Source organism: Rhizobium sp. KNZ14-9A, assembly GCF_056755015.1.
On record NZ_JBPGXB010000002.1, the window covers coordinates 681,000 to 706,636 of the forward strand.

At 60.4% G+C, this 25,637-nt stretch carries 21 protein-coding genes and 1 pseudogene; 14 read left to right on the forward strand and 8 right to left on the reverse strand.

Features of this window, described 5'->3' with window-relative positions; genetic code table 11:
- Positions 1-70 precede the first annotated feature (70 nt).
- Together ACR9ZQ_RS09525 and ACR9ZQ_RS09530 are read right to left on the reverse strand one after the other, a co-directional pair.
- Positions 71-1,174 carry an ABC transporter substrate-binding protein gene (locus ACR9ZQ_RS09525; RefSeq protein ID WP_481427648.1) on the reverse strand — a complete coding sequence of 368 codons (1,104 nt, stop codon included), beginning with the start codon at positions 1,172-1,174 and terminating at the stop codon, positions 71-73.
- 190 nt (positions 1,175-1,364) lie between these two features.
- Positions 1,365-2,237 carry a MurR/RpiR family transcriptional regulator gene (locus ACR9ZQ_RS09530; RefSeq protein ID WP_113324548.1) on the reverse strand — a complete coding sequence of 291 codons (873 nt, stop codon included), beginning with the start codon at positions 2,235-2,237 and terminating at the stop codon, positions 1,365-1,367.
- A gap of 176 nt (positions 2,238-2,413) precedes the next feature.
- On the opposite strand from ACR9ZQ_RS09530, the gene ACR9ZQ_RS09535 reads away from it, so the two are divergent.
- The 7 genes from ACR9ZQ_RS09535 (at position 2,414) to ACR9ZQ_RS09565 (ending at position 11,201) form a co-directional block, all read left to right on the forward strand.
- Entirely contained in the window at positions 2,414-3,184 is a 771-nt protein-coding gene (locus ACR9ZQ_RS09535) for an N-formylglutamate amidohydrolase (protein ID WP_310389259.1), read from the forward strand.
- 121 nt (positions 3,185-3,305) lie between these two features.
- The gene (locus tag ACR9ZQ_RS09540) at positions 3,306-4,853 is read left to right on the forward strand and encodes an amino acid permease (protein WP_481427649.1); all 1,548 of its coding nucleotides are present in this window, start codon (positions 3,306-3,308) and stop codon (positions 4,851-4,853) included.
- Between the two features lie 146 nt (positions 4,854-4,999).
- Positions 5,000-6,364, forward strand: coding sequence for a glutamine synthetase family protein (locus ACR9ZQ_RS09545; protein WP_310389264.1), 1,365 nt, complete (start codon positions 5,000-5,002; stop codon positions 6,362-6,364).
- 100 nt (positions 6,365-6,464) lie between these two features.
- Positions 6,465-7,850: an aldehyde dehydrogenase family protein gene (locus tag ACR9ZQ_RS09550; protein ID WP_310389266.1), complete on the forward strand. Its 1,386-nt coding sequence runs from the start codon at positions 6,465-6,467 to the stop codon at positions 7,848-7,850.
- Entirely contained in the window at positions 7,847-9,001 is a 1,155-nt protein-coding gene (locus tag ACR9ZQ_RS09555; RefSeq protein WP_310389269.1) for an iron-containing alcohol dehydrogenase, read from the forward strand. Before ACR9ZQ_RS09550 ends, ACR9ZQ_RS09555 begins: the two co-directional genes overlap by 4 nt.
- Positions 9,002-9,247: 246 nt before the next feature.
- Positions 9,248-9,958 carry an AAA family ATPase gene (locus ACR9ZQ_RS09560; RefSeq protein WP_310389271.1) on the forward strand — a complete coding sequence of 237 codons (711 nt, stop codon included), beginning with the start codon at positions 9,248-9,250 and terminating at the stop codon, positions 9,956-9,958.
- 127 nt (positions 9,959-10,085) lie between these two features.
- Positions 10,086-11,201, forward strand: coding sequence for a helix-turn-helix transcriptional regulator (locus ACR9ZQ_RS09565; protein WP_310389273.1), 1,116 nt, complete (start codon positions 10,086-10,088; stop codon positions 11,199-11,201).
- Between the two features lie 6 nt (positions 11,202-11,207).
- On the opposite strand, the gene ACR9ZQ_RS09570 is transcribed toward ACR9ZQ_RS09565, so the two are convergent.
- Complete coding sequence (locus ACR9ZQ_RS09570) at positions 11,208-12,593, reverse strand: L,D-transpeptidase family protein (RefSeq protein ID WP_310389275.1); 1,386 nt, start codon at positions 12,591-12,593, stop codon at positions 11,208-11,210.
- 255 nt (positions 12,594-12,848) lie between these two features.
- On the opposite strand from ACR9ZQ_RS09570, the gene ACR9ZQ_RS09575 reads away from it, so the two are divergent.
- The 3 genes from ACR9ZQ_RS09575 (at position 12,849) to ACR9ZQ_RS09585 (ending at position 14,629) form a co-directional block, all read left to right on the forward strand.
- A complete protein-coding gene (locus ACR9ZQ_RS09575) occupies positions 12,849-13,685 on the forward strand; it encodes a DUF4432 family protein (protein ID WP_310389277.1) in 837 nt (278 codons plus the stop codon).
- An 87-nt stretch (positions 13,686-13,772) separates the two neighbouring features.
- Positions 13,773-14,111 (forward strand): protein tyrosine phosphatase family protein, encoded by a 339-nt coding sequence (locus tag ACR9ZQ_RS09580; protein WP_310389279.1) that lies wholly within the window; start codon positions 13,773-13,775, stop codon positions 14,109-14,111.
- Positions 14,112-14,284: 173 nt separating this feature from the next.
- Positions 14,285-14,629, forward strand: coding sequence for a RidA family protein (locus ACR9ZQ_RS09585; protein ID WP_310389281.1), 345 nt, complete (start codon positions 14,285-14,287; stop codon positions 14,627-14,629).
- 60 nt (positions 14,630-14,689) lie between these two features.
- On the opposite strand, the pseudogene ACR9ZQ_RS09590 reads toward ACR9ZQ_RS09585, so the two are convergent.
- The 4 genes and pseudogenes from ACR9ZQ_RS09590 to ACR9ZQ_RS09605 form a co-directional block, all read right to left on the reverse strand.
- Positions 14,690-16,347, reverse strand: a pseudogene (locus ACR9ZQ_RS09590) (thiamine pyrophosphate-binding protein).
- Between the two features lie 13 nt (positions 16,348-16,360).
- Positions 16,361-17,560 carry a succinate--glutarate CoA-transferase gene (caiB, locus tag ACR9ZQ_RS09595; protein ID WP_310389285.1) on the reverse strand — a complete coding sequence of 400 codons (1,200 nt, stop codon included), beginning with the start codon at positions 17,558-17,560 and terminating at the stop codon, positions 16,361-16,363.
- Between the two features lie 44 nt (positions 17,561-17,604).
- Entirely contained in the window at positions 17,605-18,561 is a 957-nt protein-coding gene (locus ACR9ZQ_RS09600; protein WP_310389287.1) for a DMT family transporter, read from the reverse strand.
- 1 nt (position 18,562) lies between these two features.
- Entirely contained in the window at positions 18,563-19,507 is a 945-nt protein-coding gene (locus ACR9ZQ_RS09605) for an alpha/beta fold hydrolase (RefSeq protein WP_310389289.1), read from the reverse strand.
- Between the two features lie 170 nt (positions 19,508-19,677).
- Between ACR9ZQ_RS09605 and ACR9ZQ_RS09610 the strand changes: the two genes are divergently transcribed.
- The 4 genes from ACR9ZQ_RS09610 to metF all read left to right on the forward strand — a co-directional run bounded on the left by ACR9ZQ_RS09610 (position 19,678) and on the right by metF (position 24,260).
- Positions 19,678-20,415, forward strand: coding sequence for a ribonuclease T2 family protein (locus tag ACR9ZQ_RS09610; protein WP_310389292.1), 738 nt, complete (start codon positions 19,678-19,680; stop codon positions 20,413-20,415).
- A 108-nt stretch (positions 20,416-20,523) separates the two neighbouring features.
- Positions 20,524-22,173: an energy-dependent translational throttle protein EttA gene (gene ettA, locus ACR9ZQ_RS09615; protein ID WP_310389294.1), complete on the forward strand. Its 1,650-nt coding sequence runs from the start codon at positions 20,524-20,526 to the stop codon at positions 22,171-22,173.
- Positions 22,174-22,331: 158 nt separating this feature from the next.
- Positions 22,332-23,357: an ArsR/SmtB family transcription factor gene (locus ACR9ZQ_RS09620; RefSeq protein WP_310389296.1), complete on the forward strand. Its 1,026-nt coding sequence runs from the start codon at positions 22,332-22,334 to the stop codon at positions 23,355-23,357.
- Positions 23,358-24,260 carry a methylenetetrahydrofolate reductase [NAD(P)H] gene (gene metF, locus ACR9ZQ_RS09625; protein WP_113322245.1) on the forward strand — a complete coding sequence of 301 codons (903 nt, stop codon included), beginning with the start codon at positions 23,358-23,360 and terminating at the stop codon, positions 24,258-24,260.
- 428 nt (positions 24,261-24,688) lie between these two features.
- On the opposite strand, the gene ACR9ZQ_RS09630 is transcribed toward metF, so the two are convergent.
- Positions 24,689-25,582, reverse strand: a complete 894-nt coding sequence (locus ACR9ZQ_RS09630) for a DMT family transporter (RefSeq protein ID WP_405049782.1) — start codon at positions 25,580-25,582, stop codon at positions 24,689-24,691.
- Between the last annotated feature and the right edge of the window lie 55 nt (positions 25,583-25,637).

The window sequence follows — 25,637 nt, forward strand, 5'->3', positions numbered from 1 at the left end:
AAGCTCATCCTGGGGGCGTCGGAGTGAGAAAACCTCCCCGCCGTTGTCGGCGGGGAGGCGAGGTCAGATATTACTGAACGTTGGCGCCGACGACGGAATCCCAGTTCTTGGTGATGGTTTCCTTGCCGGCGGCCTGCTCTTCGAGCGTCGGGAAGACAGCCTTTTCATAGGCTGCCGCCGGAGGCAGCTTGTCGAGCAGATCCTTCGGGATCTTGTTGTTCTTGGCAAGATCGTTGAAGCGGATCGGGTGGCAGTAGCCCTTCAGCCAGCCGAGCTGACCTTCGTCGGAATAGAGGTATTCCATCCAGAGCTTGGCAGCGTTCGGGTGAGGAGCGAAAGCGGAGATCGCCTGGACGTAGACGCCGGCAACGACGCCCGTCTTCGGAACGACAACTTCGAAGGGCGGGTTGCCCTTCAGGCCTTCGCCCCAGGAAATCGCGTTGTAGTCCCAGGCGATGACGATCGGCGTGGAGCCCTGCGCGAAGGGAGCAGCCTTACCGACGACGGGTACGAAATTGCCGGCCTTGTTCAGCTCGGCGAAAAACTTCAGACCTTCTTCGCCTGCCTTGGCCGCGTCACCGCCGGAGGCGGAAAGACCAGCGGCATAGACGCCCTGGACGGCCTGGTTGGCGCTGCGCGGATCGCCTGCGAGGGCGACGGAATTTGCGTAGTCGCTCTTCTTCAGGTCGGCCCAATCGGTCGGCGACTGCTTGACGAGATCCTTGTTCACGAGGAGCGCCAGAACGCCGTAATAGTCGCCGTACCAGTAGCCATCGGCGTCCTTGGCGCTGTCCGGAATGGAATCCCAGGTTGAGACCTTGTAAGGCTGGATCAGGCCGTCTTTCTTGGCGGATGGGCCGAAAGAGAGGCCGACGTCGATGACATCTGGGGCCTGCGGGCCGGTGTTGCCCTTGTTGGCTTTGATGGCTTCGACTTCGTCGCCCGAACTTGCATCCGGGTTCAGTTCGTTGACCTCGAGGCCATACTTGGCCTTGAAGCCGGCAATGACGTCGCCGTAGCCGCACCAGCTGTGCGGGAGAGCGATCGTCGTCAGAGTGCCTTCCTTCTTGGCGGCGGCGATAAGTTCAGCGCTCGGCTCAGCGGCGGCAATCGCGGTCGAAGCCACGATCATCGCAGTAGAAAGCGACAGCAGTCGAGAAATGTTAGAGATCACTGTTGTTCTCCTTCGGGTTTTCAGTGTCTGGCGATGCTGTTAATGAGCTTACATGAAGCTTGTGTGACGGCTGGATGACAGTAGTTTTGCATAAATAGCAGGCGTTTGCGTCGAATGTTTCATTTGCGACAATGCGGCCTATTTCCGCAAAAATCCGTCATTGTTTTTCCTCTGTTTTAGTCTTGCCCTCCTAACCGGGTTTGCGGAAAAGCCGGGTCTGTTCAAACAGGCCTTCCAGCGTTTTCATGCGCTCCTTCGTCTCGTCCCAGGTCGAGTTCTGAACCGCCTCGATGAGCGCCTCGACAATGAAGAGTGTGACGACGGAGGAATCCCAGGCCGACGGCGCCTCGATCTGCACGCGAAAGGCGTGACGGGCGAGCTTGGCGGCGGGCGAAGCCCACTGGTCGGTGAAGACGATGATTTCGGCTCCGCGCTTGCGGGCGGCGGTGGCGAGGCTCACCATTTCCTGCTCGTAGCGGCGGATATCGAAGATGATGAGCAGGTCACCCGGATTCATATTGAGGACGTATTGCGGCCAGCTCGACGAATTGGAAGAAAGCAGCGCCGTGTTCGGGCGGATGACCTGCATATGGGTGAAGAAATATTCGGCGAGTGCGCCGGTGATGCGTCCGCCGACGAAATAGAGCGTGCGCTTGCGGTCCGAGAGCAAGGCTGCGGCGTTATCAAAGGTAGCCGTATCGAGATCGGAGAGCGTCTGACGCAGATTGCCCATGATGGCATCGGCGAAACGGTTCAATATATGGGTGCCCGGCGCGTTCTGGGCCCAGCGGTCGTGCTTGGCGATGGGATTGGAAATCGTCGCCTCGACTTCCTGATGCAGATGCTGCTGGAAGTCCGGATAGCCCTTGTAGCCGAGCTTCTGGACCATGCGCACGACCGTCGGCGTAGAGACGCCGGCATTTTCAGCAATAGTGGTGATGCTGCCGAGGCCGGAGACAGGGTAGTTGTCGAGCAGGCTTTCGGCCAACTGCTTTTCGGCGCGTGTGAGCACGCCGAGATGTGAATGAATGACGTCCGAAACGGTCTTAGCCGCGACACTCACGTGATTTTGCTCCCCGGGATGGTCTGATGCCACTTTCCCACTGAAAGTTAACAACGCTGTCACAATCCATGTCAACAAGTGTCATGAAAAGAAATTTTCAGAGCGCGCTTGACACTGCCGTGAACCTGAAGAATTCTTTTCTTGTAAAGATTTTATTAAGCGATGGAGAGGTGCTGTTGGTGTTGGCTCAGCCCCGAATTCTCAGCGAAGCGGACGGCGATTGCGTCGCAATCGAACGCGTTCATGGCAAGAGTCCCGTGCTCATCATCTGCGAGCATGCATCCCGCACGCTTCCTGAACATTTCGGTAATCTCGGCCTCTCCGAAGAAGCGCTTTTAAGCCACATCGCCTGGGATCCCGGAGCGCTTGCCGTTGCCCGCGGCATTTCGGCGGCTCTCGATGCGACGCTGATCTACCAGCGCTTCTCCCGGCTGATCTATGATTGCAACCGGCCGCCGAACTCGCCGGGCGCCATGCCCGAGGTCAGCGAGATCTATGCGATTCCCGGTAACAGGGGTTTGACCGAGGGCGAACGCCAAGCCCGCACGGAAGCTCTCTACCTGCCATTCCATGACGGCGTGCGCGCCTTGATCCACGATCGGCAGGCGAGGGGACAGGATAGCGTCATCGTGACGATCCACAGCTTCACACCGGTCTATAATGGCCTGCAGCGCGCCGTCGAGCTCGGCATCCTTCATGATGAGGACAGCCGCCTTGCCGACCGCATGCTGGTATCAGCGGCCGAGGCGCCGCTCTACCGCACCGAACGCAACGAGCCCTACGGGCCGGAGGACGGCGTGACGCACACGCTGATCCTGCACGGCATTTCCAACGGGCTTCGCAATGTCATGATCGAGGTCCGAAACGACCTCATCGCAGACGATACCGGCCAAGGGGTCGTGGCCGACTATCTCACAAGGCTCATCCAGCAGAGTCTGGACGCCTGAATAAAACATAAGACCCCGGGGAGCAGTTTAACTGCGAACAGCCCGCAAGGCGAAAAGCCACGGGCACTATTGGCACAGGATCGGCCGCAATTCCGCGGGCGATTGTCAACAGGGGGAAGTCATGTCGGACTATACCGAAAGTGATAAGAAGCAGGATGTACATATCCTGCATTCCATGGGCTATGCCCAGGAACTCGAACGGCGGATGAGCTCGTTTTCGAATTTCGCCGTTTCCTTTTCGATCATCTGCATCCTCTCCGGCGGTATCAACTCGCTGGCGCAGGCGACCTCGGGCGCGGGCGGTGCCGCCATCGGCATCGGCTGGCCGATCGGCTGCTTTGTTTCGCTCGTTTTTGCCGTCGCCATGGCGCAGATCAGCTCCGCCTATCCGACTGCGGGCGGCCTCTATCACTGGGGTTCGATCCTCGGCAACCGTTTCACCGGCTGGCTGACAGCCTGGTTCAACCTGCTTGGCCTCGTCACCGTTCTCGGCGCCATCAATGTCGGCACCTATTATTTCTTCATGGGCGCCTTCGGCACGAGCTATCTCGGCCTGACGGACACGACGCTGGTGCGGATCGTCTTCCTGGTGATCATCACCGGCGCGCAGGCGCTTGTGAACCATATGGGCATCGGGCTCACCGCAAAGCTCACGGACTTCTCCGGCTACCTGATCTTTGCAACCGCGATCGTGCTCGCAGCTGTGTGCCTGCTTGCCGCACCTTCTTATGAGTTCGGCCGGCTCTTCACCTTTGCCAACTATTCCGGCGAAGTCGGCAGCAATGTATGGCCCACGACATCGGGCGCCTGGGTGTTCCTGCTCGGCCTTCTGCTGCCGATCTACACCATCACCGGTTATGATGCTTCCGCGCATACTTCGGAAGAAACCGTCAAGGCGGCGCATTCCGTTCCGCGCGGCATGGTCGCGTCGGTCCTGTGGTCGGCGCTTTTCGGCTACATCATGCTGTGCGCCTTCGTGCTCATGCTGCCGAACATGGACGACGCGGCAAAGCAGGGCTGGAACGTGTTTTTCTGGGCGATGGACAGCCAGGTGAACCCGATCGTCAAGGATATCCTGTATCTGGCGATCTTCGTCAGCCAATGGCTGTGCGGCCTTGCGACCGTCACCTCGGTCTCGCGCATGATCTTCGCCTTTTCGCGTGATGGCGGCCTGCCGGCCTCCAAGGCGCTGTCGAAGGTCAGCCCGAACTACCGCACGCCGGTTGCTGCGATCTGGACGGGCTCGATCCTCTCGGTGCTCTTCGTCTGGGGCTCGTCGCTCGTCTCGATCGGCGACACGCCGGTTTACACGATTGTCGTATCCTGCACGGTCATCTTCCTGTTCTTCTCCTTCGCGATCCCGATCGCACTCGGCCTCTTTGCCTGGGGAACCTCGAAGTGGGACAAGATGGGTCCGTGGAACCTCGGCGAAGGCATGTTCAAGCTCTTCGCGGTCCTCTCGATCCTCGCGATGATCCTGATCTTCGTTCTCGGCATTCAGCCGCCGAACAGGCCGGCGCTCTACGTCACGGTAGGGTTCCTGGTGCTGACGGGCATCGTCTGGTTCGGCTTCGAAAGCCGCCGCTTCAAGGGCCCGCCGATCGGCGACGAAGTGGCAAAACGCCAGGCCGAGATCGCAGCGGCCGAAAAGGCCGTCGGCGAAAGCTAAGAACTGAGGCTTCCCTCTCACATGGCGGGGCCGCATCACGCGGCCCCCTCACGGTTCAACGAAAAGGCATCGGGCGGGTTGATCCCGGCGGTCGCATGCCGTTTCGTTTTCCCGATTTCTCAGGTTCAATTTCAGGCGGATACATCATGAGCAGCTATACTCTCGACGATCTCAGACAGGACGTTGCCGACGGGCGCATCGATACGGTGCTTGCCTGCCAGGTGGACATGCAGGGGCGCCTGATGGGCAAGCGTTTCCAGGCGGAGTTTTTCCTCGAAAGCGCCTGGAAGGAAACGCATAGCTGCAACTACCTACAGGCAACCGACATGGAGATGGAAACCGTCTCCGGCTACAAGGCGACGAGCTGGGAAAAGGGCTACGGCGACTATACGATGAAGCCGGACCTTTCGACGCTGCGCGTCATTCCCTGGCTCGAAGGTACCGCGCTCGTTCTCTGCGACGTGCTCGACCACCATACGCATGAGGAAGTGGCCCATTCGCCGCGCGCGATCCTGAAGAAGCAGGTCAAGCGCCTGGAGGACATGGGCATGAAGGCCTATATGGCCTCCGAACTCGAATTCTTCCTGTTCGACCAGACCTACGAGGCGGCACAGGCTTCCGGCTACCGCAACCTGAAGCTCGCCAGCGCCTATAATGAGGACTACCACATCTTCCAGACGACCAAGGAAGAAGAGGTGATGCGGGCGATTCGCAAAGGCCTGCAGGGTGCCGGCATTCCGGTCGAAAATTCTAAGGGCGAGGCGTCTGCCGGCCAGGAAGAAATCAATGTGCGTTATGCCGATGCGCTCACCATGGCCGACCGCCATGCGATCATCAAGAACGGCTGCAAGGAAATCGCCTGGTCGAAGGGTAAGGCGATCACCTTCCTCGCCAAGTGGCATTACAACGCCGCCGGCAGCTCCTCGCATATCCACCAGTCGCTCTGGAGCCTCGAAGAAAAGCCGCTCTTCTTCGACCATGCCGGCCATCATGGCATGACACCGCTGATGCAGAACTATATTGCCGGCCTGCTCAGCCACGCGAGCGAAATCACCTATTTCCTGGCGCCTTACATCAACTCCTACAAGCGCTTCATGGCCGGCACTTTCGCGCCGACAAAGGCCGTCTGGAGCAAGGATAACCGCACGGCGGGCTACCGCCTCTGCGGCGAGGAAACCAAGGCGATCCGTATCGAATGCCGCGTCGGAGGTTCCGATCTCAATCCCTATCTTGCCTTCGCGGCCCTGCTTGCCGCCGGCATCGACGGCATCGAGAAGAAGCTGGAACTGGAGGCGCCCTATGTGGGCGATGCCTATTTCGGCAAGGACATCCGCGAGATCCCGCGCACGCTGCGCTCCGCCACCAAGGCCATGACGGAATCGGAGATGCTGCGGGCAGCCTTCGGCGACGAGGTGATCGATCACTATACCCGCGCGGCCGAATGGGAGCAGGAAGAATACGACCGCCGCATCACGGATTGGGAAGTGGCGCGCGGCTTCGAGAGAGCTTAAGAACGTATCCGAAGCGGAAAGCCGCCCGACTGGATTCTCCCTGCGGAAGACAAGTCGTGTCGTCTTTCCCTGCGGCTCAGAAGAAAACAGGATTTAGATCATGACAATGATCCAATGCATTTCGCCGATTGACGGCTCTGTTTACGCGGAGCGTCCGGCGCTTTCGCTTGAAGCGGCAAAGGAAGCCGTGGCGCGTGCGCGCAAGGCGCAGAAGGCCTGGGCCAAGCGCCCGCTCGAAGATCGCGTCCAACTGGTGTTGAAGGGTGTCGCCCGTCTCAACGAGATGTCCGATGTCGTCGTGCCCGAGCTTGCCTGGCAGATGGGCCGGCCGATCAAGTATGGCGGCGAATATCGCGGCTTCAACGAGCGCTCCAATTACGTCGCTTCGATCGCTGCCGATGCTCTGGCTCCGCTCGTCGTCGAGGAGAGCGGCAAGTTCGAGCGCCGCATCGAGCGCGAAGCGCATGGCGTCGTCTTCGTCGTGGCGCCCTGGAACTACCCCTACATGACGGCGATCAACACGATCGCGCCGGCGCTGATGGCGGGCAATACCGTCGTGCTGAAGCATGCCTCGCAGACGCTGCTCGTCGGCGAGCGGTTGGTGCAGGCTTTTGTCGAGGCCGGTATTCCAGAGGATGTGTTCCAGAACGTCTTCCTAGACCATGAGACGACCTCGGCGCTGATCGCCGCCGGCAACTTCAACTTCGTCAATTTCACCGGTTCGGTCGAAGGCGGTCGCTCGATGGAACGCGCTGCGGCCGGGACCTTTACCGGTCTTGGCCTCGAGCTCGGCGGCAAGGATCCGGGCTATGTGATGGAAGATGCTGATCTCGACGCTGCTGTCGATACGCTGATGGATGGAGCCACCTATAATTCCGGCCAGTGCTGCTGCGGCATCGAACGCATCTATGTGCATGAATCGCTCTATGACGCCTTCGTCGAAAAGTCGGTCGCCTGGGTTTCGAACTACAAGCTCGGCAATCCGCTCGATCCAGAGACCTCGCTCGGGCCAATGGCGCACAAGCGCTTCGCCAAGGTGGTGCGCGAGCAGATCGCTGATGCGGTCGCCAAGGGCGCCAAGGCTCTGGTCGATCCGAAGCTGTTCCCGGCCGATGACGGCGGCGCTTATCTGGCACCGCAGATCCTCGTCAATGTCGACCATTCCATGGCCTTCATGCGCGAAGAGACCTTCGGCCCAGCCGTCGGCATCATGAAGGTTAGGAATGACGACGAGGCATTGGCGCTGATGAATGACAGCCAGTACGGGCTGACGGCCTCGCTCTGGACCAAGGATGCTGAGCGTGCAGGGCGCCTTGGCCGCGAAATCGAAACCGGCACTGTCTTCATGAACCGCGCCGATTATCTCGATCCGGCTCTGTGCTGGACCGGCGTCAAGGAAACCGGCCGCGGCGGCTCGCTGTCGATTATCGGCTTCCACAATCTGACGCGCCCGAAATCCTACCATCTCAAGAAGGTCACAGCATGAGCAGCGCCAACATCACCGCAAACTGGAGCTACCCGACATCAGTCAAGCTCGGCCGTGGCCGCATCAAGGAACTGGCCGACGCCTGCAAGAGCCTCGGCATGAAGAAGCCGCTGCTCGTCACCGACCGCGGCCTCGCCTCGATGGCGATCACCAAGAACGCGCTCGACATTCTCGAAGATGCCGGCCTCGGCCGGGCGATCTTCGCCGATGTCGATCCGAACCCGAACGAGAAGAACCTCGAGGCCGGCATCAAGGCCTTCCGCGATGGCGGCCATGACGGCGTTGTTGCCTTCGGCGGCGGTTCGGGCCTCGATCTTGGCAAGTGCGTCGCCTTCATGGTCGGCCAGACGCGCCCGGTCTGGGATTTCGAGGATATCGGCGACTGGTGGACACGGGCGAGCGTTGAAGGCATCGTGCCGATCGTTGCCGTACCGACGACGGCCGGCACCGGTTCGGAAGTCGGCCGCGCCAGCGTCATCACCAATTCCGCGACGCATGTGAAGAAGATCATTTTCCATCCGAAGTTCCTGCCGGGTGTCGTCATCGCCGATCCGGAACTGACGGTCGGCATGCCGAAGATCATTACCGCCGGCACCGGCATGGATGCCTTCGCGCATTGCCTGGAGGCCTATTCCTCGCCCTTCTATCATCCGATGTCGGCCGGCATCGCGCTGGAGGGCATGCGGCTCGTCAAGGAATTCCTGCCGCGCGCCTATAAGGAAGGCACGGATCTGGAAGCCCGGGCCAACATGATGTCGGCTGCCGCCATGGGCGCGGTCGCCTTCCAGAAGGGGCTTGGCGCCATCCATGCGCTCTCGCACCCGATCGGCGCCGTCTACAACACCCATCACGGCATGACCAATGCCGTCGTCATGCCCGCGGTTCTGCGCTTCAACCGTTCGGCCATCGAAGAGAAGATTGCGCGCGCCGCGGCCTATCTCGGAATTTCGGGTGGTTTCGACGGTTTCTACGATTACGTCCTGAAACTGCGTTCCGAACTCAACGTCCCCGACAATCTAACGGCGATGGGAATCACCCCCGACCGGATCGACGAATTGGCGGCGATGGCGATCGAAGACCCGAGTGCCGGCGGTAATCCGGTTGCAATGACGCTCGAAAATACCAAGACCCTGTTCAGGGATTGCTTCTGATCAGATAAAGGCGGACCTCTAAACTGGCCCGGAAAGCCTTGGTTTTCCGGGCTTTTTTCGTGCTTTACGCGCTTTTAGGCATCCTTATTTTTGAGGATGCGAAAAATGCAGGCCGCAATTTCGGCGGGCGTGTTTAGAGTTTGTTAACCACGATTGGCAAGGATGGGTTAACCGCACGATGCTCCGACAGTGCGATTAACAACGAGCGATGCCGGCTCGCGCCATTTCCCTTCGAGGACTAAGAATATGCCAGTCATCACATTCGCAAATACCAAGGGCGGCGCCGGCAAGACCACAGCCGTATTGCTGCTTGCTACCGAACTTGCCCGTCAGGGTTACCGCGTCACCATTCTCGATGCTGATCCGCAGCACTGGATTTCGCGCTGGCACGAAATCTCCGGCCATGTGGCAAACATCAGCGTCATCGATTTCGTAACGACTGCCTCGCTGCCGCTGCACATCAGCGAAAACAAGCAGAATACCGATTATTTCATCATCGACCTGCCGGGCGCGCGCAATCCGCTGCTGGCAACGGCCGTCGGCCTCTCCGACCATGTGCTCATCCCGATCCAGGGCTGCGCGATGGATGCCCGCGGCGGCGCTCAGGTTCTCGAGCTCCTGCAGTATCTGGAGGAGAAGGCAGGCATCAAGATCGGTCATTCGGTCGTGCTGACACGCGTCAACTCCATGGTTACCACCCGCGCGCTGCAGCTCGTCAAGGCGCTGCTGAACGAGCGCCACGTGCCGGTTCTCGATACGGCCATCATCGAACGCTCGGCCTTCCGCGACATCTTCGATTGCGGCGGCACTCTGCATACGATGGATCCGATGCGCGTCAGCAATCTCGACAAGGCCCGTGAAAACGCCCTCTGTTTCGCAGAGGAAATCATCCGCAAGGTGCCGGGCCGGCTGCCGGTTGCTGTTCGGCTGGCAAACGCGATGCGAAGCGCCGCCTGATCAGAATATCGGAGTAGGGAAATTGATGCCTCGGCTTCGGCCGGGGCATTTTCTATTTGAAATTACATTTGCTCACTGGTGTAATGGTTATCAGGTTGTAAAAATCCCTTCACGCGCGAAGCAACGCATGAGCATCACCCGGCAAGTCGACGACAAGCTTATCGATTCCATCTATGGAATCGTTTTCGGCGAAGCGCGATGGGATACGTTCCTGACAGAGTTGAACGGGCTGTTGCCGGGGGCGGGAACCAGCCTTTTCTATCACGACGCTGCGCGGGCGGAAGGTTCGTCGCAATTCCACATCAACATGGATCAGTCGTGGATCGACACCTATACGCGCTATTACTGCCGGCTGAATCCGTGGATATCCGGTCTGGACAGGACACCCACGGGGCAGGGGGCAATCGGCGAGGATTTCATATCCTATGCAGAGCTTTCCAGGACCGAGTTCTTCAATGACTTCTGGCATCGGCATGAAGGTCACGGGGCCGTCGGCATGGCGATCTTGCGGGAGGGCAACCGGTCGTTCAATCTTTCGATCACCACGACCCGCTGGACCGACCCCAATGAGAGCCGGGCCTGTGCTGGGCTTCTGACACGGATCGGGCCGCATCTGAGGCGGGCCTTCATCGCGCTGGAATCCGGCGGCCGGCAAAAGAGCCATTCGGAGATCAGCGGACGACTGTTCGATGCCATTGGTGTCGGCGTGCTCCTCCTGAATTCAGAGCGACGACTGGTGTCCACCTCTGGCTTGGGAGAGGCGGTGCTCGAACAGGGAACAGGTGTTTGGCTTTCACCGCTCGGAACGGTGCATCTTGCCGACAAGGATGCCGATGACCGCCTCACACTGATGCTGCGGTATGGAGAGGAGGCGGAGCGTCAGCAGACGGTTCTGACCGACGGCCGGAAGATCACCTTGCTCAAGCTTGAAAAGAGCCACCAGCCACGCTTCTTCGAAAGGCCTGTTGTCGCCATCCTGATTGAGCCGAAACAAAGGCTCGCAGGGCTGAGCGATGAAAAACTGCGCAACGATTTCGGTCTCACGCAGGCTGAAATCAGGGTCGTCAGGGCGCTGGTTTCGGGAGGCTCGGTTGCGGGCCTGGCCGCCGAAACCAGCCGTTCACGAGAGACGATCCGCTCGCAGGTGCGGTCCGTCTACATGAAGACGGGTGCCAGGAAGCAGGTGGAGCTCTTGCGTCTCATCCAGTTCGGCGAGCGCCCGGCCGAGGCGCCGGGCGAATAGTGTCCCTCAATCGACGAATTCGACTGTCACGCCGGGCTTGACCATCTTGGCAAGCTCCGTCGCATCCCAGTTCGTCAGGCGGATGCAGCCATGGCTCTGGGTGCGGCCGATCCTGGAGGGGTCGGGCGTGCCGTGAATGCCATAGGTGGGCTTGGAAAGCGCCATCCAGACCGTACCAACCGGGCCGTTCGGGCCTGGCGGGATGTCGAGGATCCTGTCGTTGGCGCCTTGCTGGAAATTGATCTTCGGATTGTAGGTGTAGCCCGGATTGAAGGCGACGCGCTCGACGGTGACGATGCCTGATGGAGATGGCGTGTCGGTGGAGCCGATCGAGGCGGGGTAGGCGGCAACGAGGTTGCCGGCGTCGTCATAGGCGAAGACCTGCTTGCGGCCCTTGTCGGCGAGGATCTTCGCGACTGCGCCCTTCTTGTTCTCGCCGGGATTGACGACCTTGATGACGGTGCCCGGAATTGTGAAATCCACGCCGGGATTCATTTCCTTCAGGAAGTTCTCGTCCATGTGGAAGCGTTCGGCGAGCGCTTCGGTCACGGATGTGTAAGCGAGGGACGGCAGGAGCGCCTTCTGCGAATAATCTTCCGGGATCTGCGCGACATAGGGACCGGCCGCATCCGCATCCGTGATCGTGTAGTTGACGACCGGCAGGCCGCCATTCATGCGCAGTTCTTCGAGGATCGCATCCGTATTGTTTGGATCGAGCTTGGTGCCGGTCATCTGTTCATAGGCGTAGACCGCCTTGGTGACATTGGAGCCCATATGGCCGTCGATGACACCGGGCGAAACGCCGGAGCGATCCAGAAAGACCTGAAGGGCCACGATCTCGGGCTTCGACTTGTCCTTGAGGGTGATCACAGGTTCCTGCGGCACCTGACGCGGCTCATCGGCGGGTGGAATCTGCTGATCGGGCTCGATTGCGGCATAGTCGTCCTGACCCTGCTGATCGCCGGGGTAGGGCTGATCCTCGAGTGGCCGGCGCTCTATGGCAGCATCCTGCGGAATGGAGCCGGTTACCGGGCCGCGCTCGGAATAGCGCGTGTCGCCGTGGCGGTTATCGTCAGGATAATAGGGATCGTTGTTGTAGGCGTCGTTATAGACTTCGCGATTTGTGCGCGGCGAATAATAGCCGCGGGCGCGCATCTCGGTGGCGATGATGTTGCCATAGCGATCGACCAATACGCGATTGCCGCTGTAGTCACGGGCATAGACGAAGCCGCGGCCGGGCGGGACATAGTCGAGAATTTCGCCGCCTGGCGTCACCAGCACGATATCGCTCCGGTTTCGGCCATATTGCTGGGCATCGGCCTGTGGCGCGACGGCAGCGAGCGCCAACAGCATGGCCGAAAAAGAAAAGGCCGATTTCATAAAGCGATTCACGTCTCACACCTCGATCAGTGGCTCGGCAGACACACACCTGCGAATTTTGACGCTAGTGTGGAATTTCTTAAGCCGTGCTGAACAAAACATAAAAACAACAGTGTTTTGCGTTTACTCATAAACGCTTGCGCGAAGATGACGTTCCTGTGAAGTCGCCGGTTGCGGTGCTCCCTGACCATTTCACCGGTGTCGATTGACGAGGGTGATCGCACGACCTAACCCTACCGCAACCAAGATTCCCCGGGAGGACAGCCGATGATCGAATTTGCCGCCGCAAGCGGGCCACGCCTGATGCTGGACGAAACATCGGTGCTGGATATCGCCGGCTGCATTGTCGAGGGCGTGGATATCGCGCCCAAGCGGGCCATTCCTGACGATGGCGACCCGCGAATCGATCACTCGCTGGAAGGTTTCCTCTTCACCTGCGGTCCTGATCATATCCGCCACCGCCAGCCCATTCCCGGCACTGATGGCAAGATCTATCCGCTGCACGGCTCTGCCTCCGGCCATCCGGCCAAGGTGCTGTGGACGAAATTCGATATCGGCAATGCCGAATGCCGTGCCGATATCGATATCACCACCGTCGAGGGCCTGCCGCAGCGCATCGAGCGTCTCTGGCGGATCGACGGTGCCACCGGCGAAGTTTCCCTGGAGGATCGCGTCGTCAACACGAGCGATGAGACCGTGCCGACCTTTCTCATGTACCACATGAACACCGGCGGCAAATGGCTGGATGGCGGAACGCGGCTCGAAGGGAAAATGCTGGATGGTGGCGGTTTTCCCTGGACCTTCGGCGAGGAGCCGGGCGGCATCTTCTGCGTCGAGGCTCCGGCGACCGAAGACGGTTTTGCCGAAGTCCGGCTTGGGCCGATCGCAGCCGTTGGCGGCAGGACGCTGAAGGTGCGTTTTCGCGCCGATACGCTGCCGCATCTGCAGATCTGGCGAAACCAGAAGGCGCCGGCTGATATCATCGGTATCGAGCCCGTGTCGCACCGCTGGGTGCTGCGCCATGAACTGGAAGCTGCCGGCGAATTCAACTGGCTGAAGCCAGGCGAAAGCCGCAGCTACAGCCTGCGTTTCGCTTTCGTCTAATGAAGGGGTGATTGGCTGAAGACGTGTTGACGCTTGACAGGACGCGTCGTAGACCTTCAGCCCACCATTTTCGAGGAGATTGAGACGATGGATATCCGCCAGATCGACGATGAATACTCCGTTTCCGGCCAGATCACGGTTGAGGATCTCGACCAGATCAAGGCGCTCGGCTTCAAGTCCATCGTCTGCCATCGTCCGGACGACGAAAGCCCGGACCAGACGCCCTTTGGCGTCATCGAAGCCCGCGCCAAGGAGATCGGCCTTGAGATCACCCATGTGCCCGTCGGCCCGATGGGTGTGACCGAGGAAGCCGTGCAGGGCATGGTCGATGCGCTCGACGAATTCGAACGCCCGATGCTCGGCTACTGCCGCTCCGGCGCACGCTCCACGGCGATCTATCAGAAGACGCATCATATCCGCGCCTGATCCGGTCCATCCGGACATAATCTGACGCCGCCTAGAGCGGCGGGAAGAAAAACGGAATCACCTCCGCCGCTCTAGGTTTTTTATTCAAGCATCGGATTATCCGAAAACCGCTTCACACTTTTCGGTCCGATGCTCTAAAGCGGCGTCTTTCATTTGATGAACAGGAGAACACGATGAGCATCAAGCGTATCGACATCGGCGCCCGCATGAGCGGTGCCGTCATTCACGGCAACACCGTCTATCTCGCAGGCCAGGTCGGCGAAGGCGAAAGCGTTGCCGATCAGTGCAAGTCCGCGCTCGGCGAAGTCGACCGCCTGCTCGCCGCTGCCGGCAGCAGCAAGTCGAAGATCCTGCAGACGATCATCTATCTCTCCGACATCGCTTATTTCGCAGAGATGAACGCTATCTGGGAAGGCTGGATCGACCCGGCAAATCCGCCAGCCCGCGCCACCAGCGAAGCCAAGCTCGCTGCGCCGAAGTACAAGGTTGAGTTCATCGTTACGGCTGCTCTCGACTAAGAGCGTCCTGCTGCGACCAATCAAAGCCGGTGAGTCCGTGAACTAGATTAGTTCACGGACTTACCGGCTTTTTGTTTGAGCGATTTCCGAGAGAGTGCGCGTCGGCGTGATCGCTTCGGGATCGAGCTTTACTTCGATGATCGCCGGCTTGCCGCTGTCGCGTGCCCGCTCGAAAGCTGGCGCGAAATCCTCGGTCTTTTCCACCGTCTCGCCGTGGCCGCCATAGGCGCGGGCAAGGGCTGCAAAATCCGGATTGGTGAGGTCGGTGGCGCTGACCCGGCCTGGATACTCGCGCTCCTGATGCATGCGGATCGTGCCGTAGATGCCGTTGTTGACGATGACAGCGATGATCGGCAGGCCGTAGCGTACGGCGGTCGCAAATTCCTGTCCGTGCATGAGGAAGCAGCCATCGCCGGCAAAGCAGATGACTTGCCTGTCGGGAAAGAGCCGCTTGGCGGCAACAGCGGCCGGCAGGCCATAGCCCATGGAGCCTGAGGTTGGCGCCGCCTGCGTGTTGAAGCGGCGGAAGCGGTGGAAGCGGTGTACCCAGGTGGCGTAGTTGCCGGCGCCATTGGTGAAGATCGTGTCTGGCTTCGTATTGGCCTCAAGCCACTCCATGATCGGCCCCATATGGACGGCGCCGGGACCTGTCGCCGGCGGCTTCGACCAGGAGAGATAGGCCTGATGCATGCGCTCGGTGCGTTCGGCCCAGCGCGGCTCGGCGGGTGCTTCGAGATCGGTGAGCGCTTCGACGAAATCGGCGGGGCTGGCGCAGATGGCAAGATCGGGGCGATAGACGTGGCCGAGTTCCGACGGGTCCGGATAGATGTGGACGAGTGACTGGGCCGGGTAGGGAATATCGAGCAGCGTATAGCCGGAGGATGGCATTTCCGACATGCGGCTGCCGAGCAGGATGAGCAGGTCGCTCTCCTTGATCTCTTTCGCCAAGGATGGATTGATGCCGATGCCGACATCGCCGGCATAGGAGGGATGCAGGTGATCGAACAGCATCTGGCGGCGGAAGGAGCAGCCGACCGGCAGGCTGAAGCGCTCCGCGAAGGTCTGGAAATCAGCGACGGCATCGGCATCCCAGCGGGTGCCGCCGAGGATGACCATCGGCCGCTCGGCCTTCAAGAGGCGCAGGTAGAGATCATCGATCTGGCTGCGGCCGGGATGGGCCTCGACGCGCGTATGGCGCTTGGCGCGGGGCGCTTCCACCTCGTCGCGCAGCATATCCTCCGGCAGGGTCAGCACGACGGGACCGGGGCGTCCCGATGTGGCGATCGCAAAGGCGCGGGTGACGAATTCCGGGATGCGGGCGGCATCATCGATCTCGCCGACCCATTTGGCAAATTCCGTGAAGGCGCGGCGGAACTCGACTTCCTGGAAGGCTTCGCGCTCACGCGCCTCCCGCTGCACCTGGCCGATGAAGAGGATCATCGGGATCGAATCCTGCCTTGCGATGTGCAGGCCGGCCGAAGCATTGGTGGCGCCGGGACCACGGGTGACCATGCAGATGCCGGGTTCGCCGGTCAGCCGGCCCCAGCAATCGGCCATCATCGCCGCGCCGCCTTCCTGACGGCAGACGATCACGTCGATATCGCTGTCGTGCAGGGCGTCGAGCACGGCGAGGAAGCTTTCCCCGGCACGCAGGAAAGGCGTTTTACCCCATTCGCCTTCAGCGCTTCGACGATCAGTTGTCCGCCTGTCCTCTTCATGGCCCCTTCTTTCTCATACCGACGTCTTCCTCTCCCATTGCAGAAGTTCGGCCAGAACCTCTTCATTGTGCTCGCCAAGGCGTGGGCTCGGCCGCTCGTAACGCAGCGGTGTTTCCGACAGCACGACAGGCGTACGTACGCCAGGGATCATGGTGCCTGCGGCATCCGGCAGGTCGATGCGCAGGCCGCGTGCGACAATCTGCGGATCGGCAAACATTTCTTCGATCGTGTTGATGGCGCCGGCCGGCACGGCATTGTCCTCGCAGGCCTTCAGGAGATCCGCCTTCTGCCATTTCAGTGTTTCAGTCGAGATCATCCGGCGCACGGCATCCCTGTTGGCGACGCGGGCCTTGTTGGTCGCGAAGTTCTCGTCATCGGCGATGACAAGGCCGAGGATCGTGCAGAGACGGCGGAACTGGCCGTCATTGCCAATGGCAAGGATCAGATAACCGTCGGCCGTCGGCACGACCTCATAGGGCGAGATGTTCGGATGCGCATTGCCGAGGCGCACGGGCGCGCGGCCGGAAACCAGATAGTTCATGTTCTGGTTGGCGAGCACCGCCGATTGCACATCGAGCAGGGCCATATCGATCAGCTGGCCTTCGCCCGTCTTCAGTGCATGGATGAGGGCCGCTTCGATCGCCGAGACGGCGTAGATGCCGGTGAAGATATCGGCGATCGCGACACCTGCCTTCATCGGCTGTCCCTCAGGTTCGCCTGTTATCGACATGAAGCCGGACATGCCCTGGACGATGTAGTCGTAGCCGGCGAGATTGGCATAGGGGCCGGTCTGGCCGAAGCCGGTAATGGAGCAATAGACGAGCCGCGGATTGATCGCCTTCAGGCTCTCATGGTCGAGCCCGTATTTGACGAGCCCGCCAAGCTTGAAATTCTCGATCAGCACGTCGGCCGTGGCGACGAGACGGCGCACCAGCGACTGGCCTTCCTCGCTTTTGAGGTCGGCGGTGATCGAACGCTTGCCGCGATTGGTGGAATGATAATAGGCGGCCGAGAGGTTCTCACCATCCGCGCCTTCGACGAAGGGTGGCCCCCACTGCCGCGTGTCGTCGCCGCCGTCGGGGTTTTCCACCTTGATGACATCGGCGCCGAGATCGGCCAGCATCTGACCCGCCCAGGGGCCGGCCAGCACGCGCGCAAGCTCGATGACCCTTATGCCTGCAAGCGGCGGCTTCTTCTTCACGTCTTCCGTCATGTTCCTCCCAAGTTCCTCCCAAGTCCTCCCATGGGCGGCGGATTTCAGGGCGCCCGCGTTGCCTCAGATGTATCGGATACGGGTTTGGAAGCAAAGCGCCGCTCGCGCCAGATGATGTAGAGGCCGGACGCGATAACGATGAGGATGCCCAGCCATTTCAGCGCGTCCGGGAAATCGGCGAAGACCAGCCAGGCAAAGACCGTGGCCGAGACGATTTCCAGATATTGCAGGGGTGCCAGCGTGGAGGCGGGTGCTGCGCGATAGGCATAGGCGGCAAGGATGCCGGTGATCGCCGCGGCGATGCCGGTGCCGAGCAGGTAACCGAAGGCGGGAAGATCGGGCATCGTGGTATCGATGATGTCGGAGCCGCTGCCATAGCCGAAGAACAGGATGACGACGCAGAAGAAGATACCCCAGAGGCCGGTCTGGAACTGCATGGCCCAAGGGTCTTCCCGGTGCGACAGCACGCGCGTCATCAGCGCGAAGACGGCGATGCAGAAGGCGCTGACGACGGGCAGCAGGGCGATATAGCCCACCTCCTCGAAGCTTGGCTGGATGATCAGCATGGCGCCGAGGAAGCCGACGGCGCAGGCGCTGTAACGGCGCCAGCCGATCGTTTCCTTCAGGAAGATGCTGCCGAGGATCGTCAGGATGATCGGTTCGACGAAGAAGATGGCGATGGCATCGGCAACCGCCATGACCTTCAGCGTCGTGACGAAGCAGATCATCGAGATAGTGACCATCGCGCCGCGAATGGCATGATACCAGCTCTGCTTCAGCGAGAACTGGATCTTTGCGCCGCGCAGGAAGATGAAAGGCAGCATGGTGAGCGCCTGGATGACGAAGCGGAAGCCGGCCACTTCAGTGGAGGAGATGGTTGTCGTCGCCAGCTTCGAGAAGATGTCGATAAGCGGCGAGATCAGCACCGAGAGCAGCATGAAAAGCAAGCCGAACGTCACCTCGGATGAGGCGGGATGGCGGGTGGAACTCAGGCTCGTCATCTCAGGTCCTTTCGCTCGGGACCGTGCGGATTGCCTCGTCGCACCAACCGGCGAAATCCGCAATTGCCGTTTCCGCGCCGATCTCGTTCAGCGTTTCATGCCGCATATCCTGATATATCTCAGTGCTGATACGGGAGAAGCCTCGGCTTTTCAAACGCTTTGACAACCAGAGCACGGCTTTTCCATTGTTGGTTGCCGGGTCCTTGCCGCCGCCGACCAGATGGATCGGCATGTTCTTCGGCAGGCTCTCGAGCCGCTCCTTCTCGATGCCGCGGAAGGTGAGGGCGAAGACATCGAGCCAGAGCGAGACCGAAGCATCGAAGCCGCAAAGCGGATCGGCAATATAGGCGTCGACTTCGGCCGGATCGCGCGACAGCCAGTCGAATTCTGTGCGGTGATCGGGAATGGATTTGCCCCAAGCGGAAAATGTCATTCTGGGCAGCATGTCGCTCGGGACATCCGAGCCTTTCAGCATGCGCTCGGCAAGCAGGATCGCCTGTGCAGCGCGGCCGGACAGACCGACGGCGAAATTCGAATTCCAGACGGCAAGGGCTGCGAAACGGCCGGGGAGGTCGGCTGCGGCATTGAGTGCGATCAGGCCGCCCATGGAGTGACCGAGCAAAATGACGGGCAGGCCGGGGTGACTGCCCGTGGCAAAGGTGTGCATGGCGGCGATATCGCTGATGACACTCTCAATACCGTTGCGTCTCGCAAAGCGACCGAGCGGCGCATCATCGGCCGTTGTCTCGCCGTGGCCGCGATGGTCATGCGCATAGACATGGTGGCCGCTTGCAGCCATGGCCTCGGCAAAGCGGTGGTAACGACGGGAATGTTCGGCAAGACCGTGTGAAATCATCAGGATGGCGCGCGCTTGCCCCACGGCGGGCTGGTGATGATAGGCAAGCGAAGCCGCGGCGTTTTGCAGCCGCAATGTCTCGGAAAACATGCATTCCTCCCACGCCCAAAAGACCAGATATCAAGGCAAATGCAATATTGCGGTTTCGCTCATACATAAGAAAAGCATGCTTGCCCCTGCGATTCAGGGTTGCGCAAACTTCGGCTTCATGCTTGTTTGTTCCTGTATTGTTCTTTGTCGGAGCTATTTCGGGGCTAATAATGGGCAAGTTTCTACTCTCGGTTTCCATCCTGTTCCTTTCGCTGTCGTCAGTCGGTTCCGTATCCGCACAGGAAAGCGGGCGCACACGGTTCATCCTTGCGGCAAGCTGGCAGCCGGCGTTCTGCCAGACCAACCAGAAGAAGGCTGAATGCGCCAGCCAGAGCGGCGACCGCTATGACGCCACCAACTTTTCTCTCCATGGTCTGTGGCCGATGCGGAAAGACTATTGTGACGTATCCGCCGACCAGAAAGCCGCCGACAAGGACGGCCAGTGGACGAGCCTGCCGGCGGTGAACCTTTCGGCCGAGACGAAGAGTGCGCTCGACAAGGCGATGCCCGGCACGCAATCGGCGCTCGAGCGGCATGAATGGATCAAGCACGGCACCTGCACGAAAATGAGTGCCGACGATTATTTCGCCACCGCCATTCATCTGATGGGCGATCTCAATGCTTCGGCCGTGCGTGATCTCTTTGCCGCCAATGTCGGCAAGACGCTGAAGGCCGATGCAATCAAGGCGGCCTTCGACAAGAGCTTCGGCGCAGGCGCCAGCGACCGGGTGAAGATGAGCTGCCGGCGCGTCGGCAACAAGCGCGTGATCAGCGAACTGACGATCGGGCTTTCGCAGGATGCCGTTTCGGCTCAAGCGAAGGAGAAGGGCCTCGGTGGCCTCATCCAAGGGGCAGGGCAGACTTCCTTCGGCTGTGACGAAGGCATCGTGGATGCTGCTGGCTTCTGACGGAAACATGCCGAAATCCTGACGAAACAGGGTTTCGGCGTTGCCCGCGGGCGTGGTTTCGCCTACATAGCGGCCACGATTTCAAGTTTCCGCCCGGAGCATCCCAGCATGGCACGCCAGTTCATCTATCATATGTCCGGCCTCAACAAGGCCTATGGCAATAAGAAGATCCTCGAGAATATCCACCTTTCCTTCTATCCCGATGCCAAGATTGGTATCCTGGGTCCGAACGGCGCCGGTAAGTCCACCGTGCTGCGCATCATCGCCGGTCAGGACAAGGAATATACCGGTGAAGCCTGGCTCGCCGAAGGCGCGACGGTCGGATACCTGGAACAGGAACCGAAACTCGATCCGAACAAGACAGTGTTTGAGAATGTCATGGAAGGCGTTGCCTCCAAGACGGCTGTGCTCGAGCGCTACAACGAATTGATGATGAACTATTCCGACGAGACGGCGGACGAGGGTGCAAAGCTCCAGGACATCATCGACAGCCAGAACCTCTGGGATCTGGAAAGCCAGGTCGAGATGGCAATGGAAGCCCTGCGCTGCCCGCCGCGCGACGCCGAAGTCACCAGCCTTTCGGGTGGTGAGCGTCGTCGTATCGCGCTCTGCCGCCTGCTCCTGTCGCAGCCGGATCTGCTGCTGCTCGACGAACCGACCAACCACCTGGACGCCGAGACGATCGCCTGGCTCGAAAAGCATCTGCGCGATTATCCGGGCGCTGTGATGATGATCACCCACGATCGCTACTTCCTGGATAACGTCACCGGCTGGATCCTCGAGCTCGACCGTGGCCGCGGCATTCCCTACGAAGGCAACTATTCGGCTTACCTGCTCGCCAAGGCCAAGCGCATGCAGCAGGAAAACCGCGAAGAGGCAGGCCGTCAGAAGGCGATCAGCCGCGAACAGGAATGGATCGCGTCCAGCCCGAAGGCCCGTCAGGCCAAGTCCAAGGCGCGTATCAAGTCCTACGAGCAGCTGGTGGAGGCTGCCGAGAAGCAGCGTCCCGGCGACGCGCAGATTATCATCCCGGTCAGCGAGCGCCTCGGCCAGGTGGTCATCGAGATGGAGGGCATCACCAAGGGCTTCGAGGGTCGCACGCTGATCAACGACCTGTCGATCAAGCTGCCGCCGGGCGGCATCGTCGGCATCATCGGCCCGAACGGCGCCGGCAAGACGACGCTGTTCAAGATGATCACCGGCCAGGAAAAGCCGGATGCTGGATCGGTCCGCATCGGCGAGACTGTGCATCTCGGTTATGTCGACCAGAGCCGTGACGCGCTCGACGGCAACAAGACCGTCTGGGAGGAAATCTCCGGCGGTGCGGAAATCATCAAGCTCGGCAAGTTCGACATGAACTCGCGCGCCTATTGCGGCGCCTTCAACTTCAAGGGCGGCGACCAGCAGCAGAAGGTCGGCAATCTCTCGGGTGGTCAGCGCAACCGCGTTCACCTTGCCAAGATGCTGAAGGCCGGCGGCAACGTTCTGCTGCTCGACGAACCGACCAACGACCTCGATACGGAAACGCTGGGTGCTCTGGAAAGCGCGCTGGAAGCATTTGCCGGCTGCGCCATCATCATCAGCCACGATCGCATGTTTCTCGACCGTCTGGCCACGCACATCCTCGCTTTCGAAGGCGAGGGCCATGTCGAATGGTTCGAAGGCAACTTCGAGGACTATGAGCAGGACAAGGTTCGCCGTCTCGGCCCTGACGCCCTGAACCCGGGCAGCCAGGCCCACAAGCGCCTGACGCGCTGATCGGCTCTTTGCGCTTTTCGAAAGCCCCGGCTGGTCCGGGGCTTTTTTAATGTCTGCTGTCGTTATCACCACAGGCAAGTTCGCAAATCGGTAAAATGCCGCTTGCCTCAGCTATCCAAATCACATAAAGATATCTTTATATCTTGATTGGGTAGAGTATGAGCGAACCCCTAAGGCTTGGACTGGATGCGCTGGTGGACGTCTTGAAGGCGGCCGGCGAACCGACGCGCCTGCGGCTGCTGGCGCTGCTCGCGGCAGGCGATCTCACCGTAACAGATCTTACGGAAATTCTCGGCCAATCCCAGCCCCGTATCTCCCGGCACCTGAAGCTGCTTGGCGAGGCGGAATTGATAGACCGCTATCAGGAAGGCGCCTGGGCCTATTTCCGGCTGGCGCAGGAGGGCAAGGCCGCTGCTCTGGTACGGGCCTTGCTGAAGCATGTCTCCGAAAACGATCCTGTCGTCCAGCGTGACGGCGAGCGTCTGGCTGCCGTCAAGCGCCAGCGTGCCGAGCGGGCGCAGGCCTATTTCAGCCGCAACGCCGCCGAATGGGACGAGCTTCGCCGTCTGCATGCTGCTGACGAGGAGGTGGATGCGGCCGTCATCAAGCTGCTCGGGGCCAATCCGATCGATTCCCTGCTCGACCTCGGCACCGGCACCGGCCGCATGCTGGAGCTTCTCGCCGGCCGTTATCGTCGGGCGATCGGCGTCGATGCCAGCCGCGACATGCTGAGCGTGGCGCGCGCCAATCTCGACAAGTCCCGCATCACCACGGCTTCGGTACGCCACGCCGATATCCTGAACCTGCCTTTCGAGGGGCAGGATTTCGATCTGGTCACCATCCATCAGGTGCTGCATTTCTTCGATCAGCCTGACATCGCGATCACGGAAGCCGCGCGCATGCTGCGGCCGGGTGGACGCCTCGTCATTATCGATCTGGCGCCGCACAACCTCGAATATCTTCGCGACGAACATGCCCATGTGCGTCTCGGCTTTTCGCATCAGGCCATGTCGGACTGGGTGCGCAAGGCTGGGCTCGATATAGAGCAGGTCGTCGACCTTCATCCGGGTCAGCAGGGCGAGCAGGGCCTCACGGTCACGGTCTGGCTCGCACGCGACCCGAGGCGCCTGATGGCCTCGCTGGAGACCGAAGGCGCCGTACCTACATTTGCCGGGAGAGAATAAATGACCCAGAAAAACGACGCCCGCCGCCGCGATATCAGGATCTCCTTCGAGTTCTTCCCGCCGAAGTCTGAGGAGATGGAGGGCCAGCTCTGGAACACCGTCCGCGACCTGCAGGACTGGAACCCGGAATTCGTCTCGGTGACCTATGGCGCCGGCGGCACCACCAAGGCGCCGACGCTCTCCACGGTCACGCGCTTCCTGACCGATACGCCGCTTGCGACCGCGTCACACCTGACCTGCGTCAGCGCCACGAAGGAAGAGACGCATCAGGTGGTCGACAGCTTCCGCAAGGCAGGCGTCACGCATTTCGTGGCGCTGCGCGGTGACGCGCCTGGCGGCGTCGGTGCGCCCTACCAGCCGCATCCGGGTGGGTACGCCAATGCAGCCGAACTGGTGGCAGGCCTCAAGCAGATCGGCAATTTCGAAATCTCCGTCTCGGCCTATCCGGAAAAGCATCCGGAAAGCCGCGACCAGGCTGCCGATATCGAGATGCTGAAGCGCAAGGCCGACAATGGCGCCGACCGCGCCTTGACACAGTTCTTCTTCGACAATGACAACTTCGAGCGTTACCTCGAAAAGGTGCGTGCGGCCGGCGTCAAGATCCCTGTCGTGCCGGGCATCATGCCGATCCAGAACCTGACGCAGCTGAAGCGCTTTGCCGGCGCCTGCGGCACGGTCATCCCTGATTTCCTCGATCAACGTTTTGCCGGATATGACGACAAGCCGGAGGAGCGCGCCAAGGTTGCCGCCGATGTCGCAGCCGAGCAGATCGAGGATCTCGTCCGTCGCGGCCTCCACGAGTTCCATCTCTATACGATGAACCGTGCGCCGCTGGTTTCTGCCGTTCTCGCCAACCTCGGCCATTCGCGACAGACGGCGAGAAGCGCCGGCGCTGCCGCCTGATCAGACAGATACTGTTATCAGCATATAGGAAAAGCGCATGCCGGGCGGGGCATGCGCTTTTCAATATCTGGGGCTGATTGTTTCAGGAGTTCGGTATTCAGTCTTTACGCTTCGTATCGGCTCAAATGAAGAGCATGGATACGACGAATGCGAACGCTGCACTGACCAACAGGACATTCAAGGATTGCGTAAGTCCCATGTCTGCCTCCTCGCGTTAACCAGCTAATAATATGTCGGAAATGTGTTAGTTGGGAAGCGCTTCTTGTGCTGCACTGCCGAAGAGGGCAGTGGATAAGTCTAGGAGCCATCCTGTAAGCTGCTGAAATATAATTAGAAAATTACGCTCTCAAAATTTAACGCTTCGTTACAAACCGATAGCAGCGATTCACGCTTTTGGCGAAAGAATGGCGCACTGCAGCATAATCATTTCAGGTTACCGCGCCAGAGCGGTGGTAGATGCGACCATCCAGTATGACAAGTCCCGCGCCGATCAGCGCCATGCCGGCAATCTCGGTCATTTCCAGTAGCTCACCCAGGAACAGGAAGCCGAGCAGGATCGCGCTCGGCGGCACGAGCAGCGTCACTAGAGAGGCGTTGGTCGCGCCTGCAGCGGCCAGAATACGGAAGTAGAGAATATAACCGAAGGCGGTGGATAGCAGGGCGATTGCCAGAATGGCGGCGATGGCGTTGGCCGAGGGGATGGAGAGTGCCCAGGGACGGTCCATAACGAGCGACAGCGGCAGGGCGACCAGCGAGGATGCCGTCATCTGGCCGGCAGCGATGAAGGGCGGCGCCACGCCCTTGAAGCGCTTGCTGTAAGTGGCGGCAAAGCCGTAGGAGACCGCTGCGACTACGGGTAGGAGAAGTGCCCAGAGGGGCAGGTCGCTGCCATCAGTGATACTCGGGCCTATGAGGACGACTGTGCCGAGAAGGCCGGTAAGGCAGCCGATGATCTTGGCCGAGGAGAGCTTCTCATCTGATGTCAGGTAATTGGCGATCAGCACCGTCCAGATCGGCGTCGTGGCATTGAGAATGGAGGCAAGGCCGGCGCCGATGCGCGTCTGGCCGAAGAAGATCAGCGCATGGGGCAGGGCGTTGTTGAGGATGCCGAGAATGAGGAATTCGCGCCACCGGCTCTTCAGCAGTGGATAGATGCCGAAGCGCCCGCCGATGTAGATATGCAGCGCGACGGCTGCGATGGAGAGGCGCAGGAAGACGAGGGTGAGTGGCGGCACCTCCACAACAGCGACGCGCGCGAAGAAGAAGGAGCCGCCCCAGATCAGACCGAGCAGGGTAAGAAGCCCCCAGGTCAAAGCACTCATTTTCTGTTCCACGCCGATCCCTCCCATTTGCTGGCAGGTTTACCCGATCAGTGGG

Excerpts from the sequence above, each read along its gene's own strand:
- ACR9ZQ_RS09630 (WP_405049782.1), bottom strand. The coding sequence starts at position 25,582 with ATGAGTGCTTTGACCTGGGGGCTTCTTACCCTGCTCGGTCTGATCTGG.
- ACR9ZQ_RS09545 (WP_310389264.1), top strand. The coding sequence starts at position 5,000 with ATGAGCAGCTATACTCTCGACGATCTCAGACAGGACGTTGCCGACGGG.
- ACR9ZQ_RS09565 (WP_310389273.1), top strand. The coding sequence starts at position 10,086 with ATGAGCATCACCCGGCAAGTCGACGACAAGCTTATCGATTCCATCTAT.
- ettA (WP_310389294.1), top strand. The coding sequence starts at position 20,524 with ATGGCACGCCAGTTCATCTATCATATGTCCGGCCTCAACAAGGCCTAT.
- ACR9ZQ_RS09550 (WP_310389266.1), top strand. The coding sequence starts at position 6,465 with ATGACAATGATCCAATGCATTTCGCCGATTGACGGCTCTGTTTACGCG.
- ACR9ZQ_RS09555 (WP_310389269.1), top strand. The coding sequence starts at position 7,847 with ATGAGCAGCGCCAACATCACCGCAAACTGGAGCTACCCGACATCAGTC.
- metF (WP_113322245.1), top strand. The coding sequence starts at position 23,358 with ATGACCCAGAAAAACGACGCCCGCCGCCGCGATATCAGGATCTCCTTC.
- ACR9ZQ_RS09560 (WP_310389271.1), top strand. The coding sequence starts at position 9,248 with ATGCCAGTCATCACATTCGCAAATACCAAGGGCGGCGCCGGCAAGACC.
- caiB (WP_310389285.1), bottom strand. The coding sequence starts at position 17,560 with ATGACGGAAGACGTGAAGAAGAAGCCGCCGCTTGCAGGCATAAGGGTC.
- ACR9ZQ_RS09620 (WP_310389296.1), top strand. The coding sequence starts at position 22,332 with ATGAGCGAACCCCTAAGGCTTGGACTGGATGCGCTGGTGGACGTCTTG.
- ACR9ZQ_RS09585 (WP_310389281.1), top strand. The coding sequence starts at position 14,285 with ATGAGCATCAAGCGTATCGACATCGGCGCCCGCATGAGCGGTGCCGTC.
- ACR9ZQ_RS09610 (WP_310389292.1), top strand. The coding sequence starts at position 19,678 with ATGGGCAAGTTTCTACTCTCGGTTTCCATCCTGTTCCTTTCGCTGTCG.
- ACR9ZQ_RS09580 (WP_310389279.1), top strand. The coding sequence starts at position 13,773 with ATGGATATCCGCCAGATCGACGATGAATACTCCGTTTCCGGCCAGATC.
- ACR9ZQ_RS09540 (WP_481427649.1), top strand. The coding sequence starts at position 3,306 with ATGTCGGACTATACCGAAAGTGATAAGAAGCAGGATGTACATATCCTG.
- ACR9ZQ_RS09600 (WP_310389287.1), bottom strand. The coding sequence starts at position 18,561 with ATGACGAGCCTGAGTTCCACCCGCCATCCCGCCTCATCCGAGGTGACG.
- ACR9ZQ_RS09575 (WP_310389277.1), top strand. The coding sequence starts at position 12,849 with ATGATCGAATTTGCCGCCGCAAGCGGGCCACGCCTGATGCTGGACGAA.
- ACR9ZQ_RS09605 (WP_310389289.1), bottom strand. The coding sequence starts at position 19,507 with ATGTTTTCCGAGACATTGCGGCTGCAAAACGCCGCGGCTTCGCTTGCC.